This window comes from Quyinboa sediminis, from assembly GCF_042219855.1.
Classification (GTDB): Bacteria; Bacteroidota; Bacteroidia; order Bacteroidales; family UBA5342; genus JBHJHP01.
In genome coordinates this window covers 1-4,976 of sequence record NZ_JBHJHP010000019.1, presented here as the reverse complement: position 1 = coordinate 4,976, position 4,976 = coordinate 1, and the positions used below count along the sequence as shown (strand labels likewise).

Annotated in this window: 5 protein-coding genes; all 5 read right to left on the bottom strand. The window is 31.2% G+C overall.

Going from position 1 to position 4,976, the window contains the following annotated elements:
• Window positions 1-272: 272 nt before the first annotated feature.
• The 5 genes from ACE1EF_RS19820 to ACE1EF_RS19800 all read right to left on the bottom strand — a co-directional run bounded on the left by ACE1EF_RS19820 (window position 273) and on the right by ACE1EF_RS19800 (window position 4,424).
• Window positions 273-1,274 (bottom strand): hypothetical protein, encoded by a 1,002-nt coding sequence (locus ACE1EF_RS19820; RefSeq protein WP_375722448.1) that lies wholly within the window; start codon window positions 1,272-1,274, stop codon window positions 273-275.
• Between the two features lie 166 nt (window positions 1,275-1,440).
• Window positions 1,441-1,998 carry a hypothetical protein gene (locus ACE1EF_RS19815; RefSeq protein WP_375722447.1) on the bottom strand — a complete coding sequence of 186 codons (558 nt, stop codon included), beginning with the start codon at window positions 1,996-1,998 and terminating at the stop codon, window positions 1,441-1,443.
• A 171-nt stretch (window positions 1,999-2,169) separates the two neighbouring features.
• Window positions 2,170-2,682: a hypothetical protein gene (locus tag ACE1EF_RS19810; protein ID WP_375722446.1), complete on the bottom strand. Its 513-nt coding sequence runs from the start codon at window positions 2,680-2,682 to the stop codon at window positions 2,170-2,172.
• Between the two features lie 154 nt (window positions 2,683-2,836).
• Window positions 2,837-3,388: a hypothetical protein gene (locus tag ACE1EF_RS19805; protein WP_375722445.1), complete on the bottom strand. Its 552-nt coding sequence runs from the start codon at window positions 3,386-3,388 to the stop codon at window positions 2,837-2,839.
• Window positions 3,389-3,620: 232 nt separating this feature from the next.
• Entirely contained in the window at window positions 3,621-4,424 is an 804-nt protein-coding gene (locus ACE1EF_RS19800) for a hypothetical protein (RefSeq protein ID WP_375722444.1), read from the bottom strand.
• Window positions 4,425-4,976: the final 552 nt, after the last annotated feature.

The window sequence follows — 4,976 nt, the reverse complement described above, 5'->3', positions numbered from 1 at the left end:
AAAGAAAGCATTCAGAATTTGGTTTTAAAAAAGAAAATAAACTATTTTTAAGTGGTCCTAAAAATGGGAAGCTTACACCCAAGTATTAGCAATTTTTAGATTAGATATTGTCAGTTTGCATTACCTACAACGTTCCCACGGTATGGTGTCGTGCGGTTGACTGTCACACGAAGTGTAGATAGTCAAGCCGAAAACGACGGCATACGGAATGTGGGTTTGCAGATTAAAACAAAACCGCATGCACTATACCGTGTGTTAGCAGTAGGTTTTCTTTAACATTTTTTTAAATCTAAAATTAAATCTGGTTCGAAAAGAGATTGTTTAATTGTTCTTTTTACCATGGTTAGTAAAAAGTTCTCAACCAGTTCATTGTTGTTTAATATTTGTAATTTTTTCTCAAAGTCAATATTGTTTCCATGAGCAATATCACTCCTGTATGCATAAAGTTTTTCAATAATCTTTTCAAATTTAGTTTCAGTTGATATCTTGAAAAATTCACTTACGTTTAGTTTTTCAGAAAATCGATTATTCAGTAAGTTGAGTTTTGTTTGTAATTGTTTATTTATAGATTTTCCAGAGTCAAATGTTGTTAATAGATATTCTAAGATTGAAAATAATCCGATAATTCTATAAGGAGATTTTGGGGGTATTTCATAAAAATTTATTAAGTCATCAATTATTTTTCGAATTGTCAAGTATTTATCGTTTGAAAACAGTTTTTCAATCAAATTTGTAAGTTGCTGAATTTCATTTAGGTTAGCAGTATTAATTAATGTTGTTTTAGGATTTACAATACTTAGACTTTTAAAAAAATTTAAAGGTCTGTAGCTTTGACTTGATATACCATCAACATCTACTTTAATTTCGTTAATCCTATAATGCAGAAATCCCCAAAGCAATTGAATATTAGACTCTGAAACTAATAATGCACTATCAATGATTTTTATGTTTTTGCTAATATTTTCACTTTGTTTTTCAAAATCATCAACATAACAGTCAAGTTCTATAATCCAGTATTTCCATTGGTTTGTGTTTTTGGGATGTTTTATTAGATAACTATTATCTTTTTCAGATTTTATAAATTCACTTTCATATGGGTTAATATTAATTGGGAATAATTGAGTTGCCTGCTGAATCAATTCTAATCTCGTTTTAATAATTTTGATTTGATTTGAATTAGCTTTTTTTAATTCATATCCATAATTTATATGAATTGGTAATTCAATATCTGTTTCTAAAATATTTCCGATGAAGTAAAAAGATTTATCTTTCATTATGATCATTTAAACTTACTGCTAACGTTCCCGCGGTATGGTGTCGTGCGGTTGACTGTCCCACGGAGTGGAGACTGTCAAGCCGAAAACGACGGCATACGGAATGTGGGTTTGCAAATTTAAACCAAAACCGCATGCACTATGACCGTGTGTTGGTTGCTGCCTTTTATTTTTCTTGTATAAACTTAGAGATTATTTCACCTTCATTCCAAATATCGCCAGTTTTTTTAAACTCAATCTCAACATAATCACCGCCTAGAAAAGCATCAATACATTTTGCATTCCCAATATATTGAGCATTCATCCCACGGTTTTTAATCGCAATTATTTTATCATTCAAATTATTTTTAAGGAAATAGATCTCTAAAAAGTTTTGTGAAACAATTTCTAAACTATCAAGTAATAAAGTCCTTTTACAAATATCATTATAAGTTAAAAAAGCAATATTCTGAGTTTTTATTTTGTTAGGAATTAAATCTTGGCTTATTCTATCAGATGTAATAGTAATAGTATCTAATTTGATTTTATTTTCATAGTCTTTTCCTACTCCATTTTCAAAAGTCTTAAATGGATACTGATGGGTTAATAAATCAATATTAGAAAATGTATCTCTATATAAAACAATCGTTAAAGATTTTTCAATTATTAAACGTGAATCATCTTGAGATTTGGCTGTGAAATTCGAAATAAATAAAATAAGAATGACTATTAATTTGTCTCGCATATGTCTTTTCATAAGGTTGCAACCAACGTTCCCGCGGTATGGTGTCGTGGCAGTTTCTGTCCGATAGGATAGGAACTGTAAGGACGAAAAGAGCCGGTAGCGAACGTTGAATTATTTGGTTTAAAAGTACTGCCATGCACTATGACCGCGTGTTAGCACACGTTGTTTCTTTTATTTATTCAGTAAGCCAATCAAGGAAAAAATAATTGCTAAAATGATATAAATAAAATACATGGGCATTTTCTGTACTAAATTATCATTTGAATATTTTCTCTCTTTTCTTGAATACGTTTTAATAATCAATTTCTTAATTCTTTCACGTCGAGAATAATACGTTGTAACTATAGGGAGAAGTCCCAAAATAATTAAAGGTAAAGCATTAGTTAAGATTGCAATTATTGATATTATCAGACCAACTATAATTGCACCAATAATTTTAGAATTAAAATCAATTATTAAATTTTTCTCATCTTTTGAAAAGTGTATTTTTCCCCAGGGTAAGCTTCTCTTTATCCAATGTGAGTGAATTACCTCAGAATTCTTAAATATTAAAGTATGATCGTTTTTAACAACATCGTAATTCAAATCCAATAGCTCTTTTTCAAATTGCTCAATATTAAATTGAATATCCAAGTTATCCAGATAATTCAACGGAATCTTCTGTATATATTTTACATTTATCATCTTCTTAATCTGTTCAGAATATTCAATTCAATGTGTGCTAACGTTCCCGCGGTATGGTGTCGTGGCAGTTTCTGTCCGATAGGATAGGAACTGTCAGGACGAAAAGCGCTTGCAGCGAACGTTGAATTATTTTGTTTAAAAGTACTGCCATGCACTATGACCGCGTGTTGGGCGTTCGTACTTCATTTTCGTTTTCTAAGTCACCAATATTGTTTTTAGTCTTCTCAGATTTAAGTTCTTTATAAATGTTATAGAACAAATACAATAAAAATATTGCAGCAAAATTTATATATAAAAAGTACTCTCTATCAGAAGTATTGATTGAAATGTTAAATTCAGATCTAAAACCAAAATCAAAATTTAGTGTAAACCCTTTTGTGAAATTAAATCCGCTTGAAATTTTTATTCCAGAAGAAAACGCATATTTGTTTCCTCCAAAAGCAACCGCGATAATTTGAGTTATTTGACTTATCATTGAATAAATCAATCCTCTGTTATAATTTTTTCTTAATAATAAAATACCAGATTTATATGCTAATCCATAAAGTCCAATGGAAATAAAGAAAATAAATAAAATTGGACCATTAATCTCATTAGTTCTTATTAATAAATAGGCTACAAGTGAAAAGCCCATTAATGAAGCTACAATTTGATAAATACCTAAAATCGTTATTGTAGTTTTTGTTGATTTAATCCTCAGTTTCATAAGTAATTATAATTGTCAATTTTAATTGTTTGAAAGTTTAAACTCTCATAAAATAGTTGCTTGGTGTATTCTGTATGACGCCCAACGTTCCCGCGGTATGGTGTCGTGCGGTTGACTGTCCCACGAAGTGGAGACTGTCAAGCCGAAAACGACGACATACGGAATGTGAATTTGCAAATTAAAACACAACCGCATGCACTATGACCGTGTGTTAGCTGGCGGTTTTTCTTTTTTAGTATAAAAAGTTTATGTCAATTTTCACGACCTGTTCGCTTTTTATTTTTTCTATTTTATAAGGATTACTGTCATTAATTGCGAAGGTTTGTTTATAAATTCCTTTATGTGTTTTTAAAACAAACCATGTAATTATGTAATTACTTTCTACTTTTTGAACTTGAGGCTCTATATTCTTTTTTAATAGTTTTTTATATGATTTTCTCTCAACTGTATAAAGTTTGTTATTAAGAAATGGTTTTATTAAATGAGTCAATTGTTTCTTAGAACACAGAACATACTTTTCATCATAATTGGAATGCCATGATAATGCAAAGTTTTCACCCATTTGATTAAAAAAGAGGTACTGAAAAATACCATCTTCATTATTCTCATATATAATGTTGTTAACTATCCTTTTTGTTGAGTCAGACAATTCATAAAGTGCATTTCGTATTACATTTTCAGAATCAATATTTTTATCTTGAGTGACATTTTCTACTCTTTTGGCTATGTAATTTTCAATATTAAGTGAATCCTCAAATAGAATTAATGCTGGTTCTCCTCCGAGCATATAATCAAGGTAAATTGTTTCACATTTAAGAGGGGAAGCGACCTTTAGTTTATCAAACAGTTTTATATAAAAGTCAGTGTTAAAAGTAGAGGTGTCGATTTTTAAAATATCTCCTGAATCATTAATTTTTACTGATTGTTGATAATCCTGAACCTTATTAATGAAGTCGCAAAAATTCTGTCCATTTACTGTATAGCTAATTGATAGGATAGAATATAATGCAATTCTAAATTTCAATTTTCTTCGCATTTTTAATTTGTTTTATTAAACTGACAGCTAACGTTCCCACGGTATGCTGTCGTGGCAGTTTCTTTCCGACGGGAAAGGAACTGTCAGGACAAAAGTGATTTACCGCGAACGTTGATATGTTTTGTTTAAAATAACTGCCATGCAGTATGACCGTGTGTTAGGTGCTGCTGTTTCTTTGTCCGCCCGCATTGAGATTGTAAGATCTGGTCATCTTTCCCGCTCAATTTCCCTGTCGTTAATCTGAAAACCCAAAACACGAAACTTTCCTGGTACTGAGGACAGTTGCTGCGACAACTTTGAGTTTAAAGATCACACCCTAACTACTCAAACGTGAAGACCAGCATAGGGGAGACGTTAATGCGGTGTCCGCCAACTCTAAGCACCATTTAAATAAAGCGTTGGCAAATTAACGTCTAACCAGCTAAGAGCAGCAACTAAATTAAAATTGACAGTCAATTTAATGACGGTTGCACCTAACGTTCCCGCGGTATGGTGTCGTGGCAGTTTCTGTCCGATAGGATAGGAACTGTCAGGACGAAAGGAGCTGACTGC

Coding starts and splice junctions, on each gene's coding strand:
- ACE1EF_RS19815 (WP_375722447.1), bottom strand. CDS start 1,998: ATGCGAGACAAATTAATAGTCATTCTTATTTTATTTATTTCGAATTTC.
- ACE1EF_RS19810 (WP_375722446.1), bottom strand. CDS start 2,682: ATGATAAATGTAAAATATATACAGAAGATTCCGTTGAATTATCTGGAT.
- ACE1EF_RS19800 (WP_375722444.1), bottom strand. CDS start 4,424: ATGCGAAGAAAATTGAAATTTAGAATTGCATTATATTCTATCCTATCA.
- ACE1EF_RS19805 (WP_375722445.1), bottom strand. CDS start 3,388: ATGAAACTGAGGATTAAATCAACAAAAACTACAATAACGATTTTAGGT.
- ACE1EF_RS19820 (WP_375722448.1), bottom strand. CDS start 1,274: ATGAAAGATAAATCTTTTTACTTCATCGGAAATATTTTAGAAACAGAT.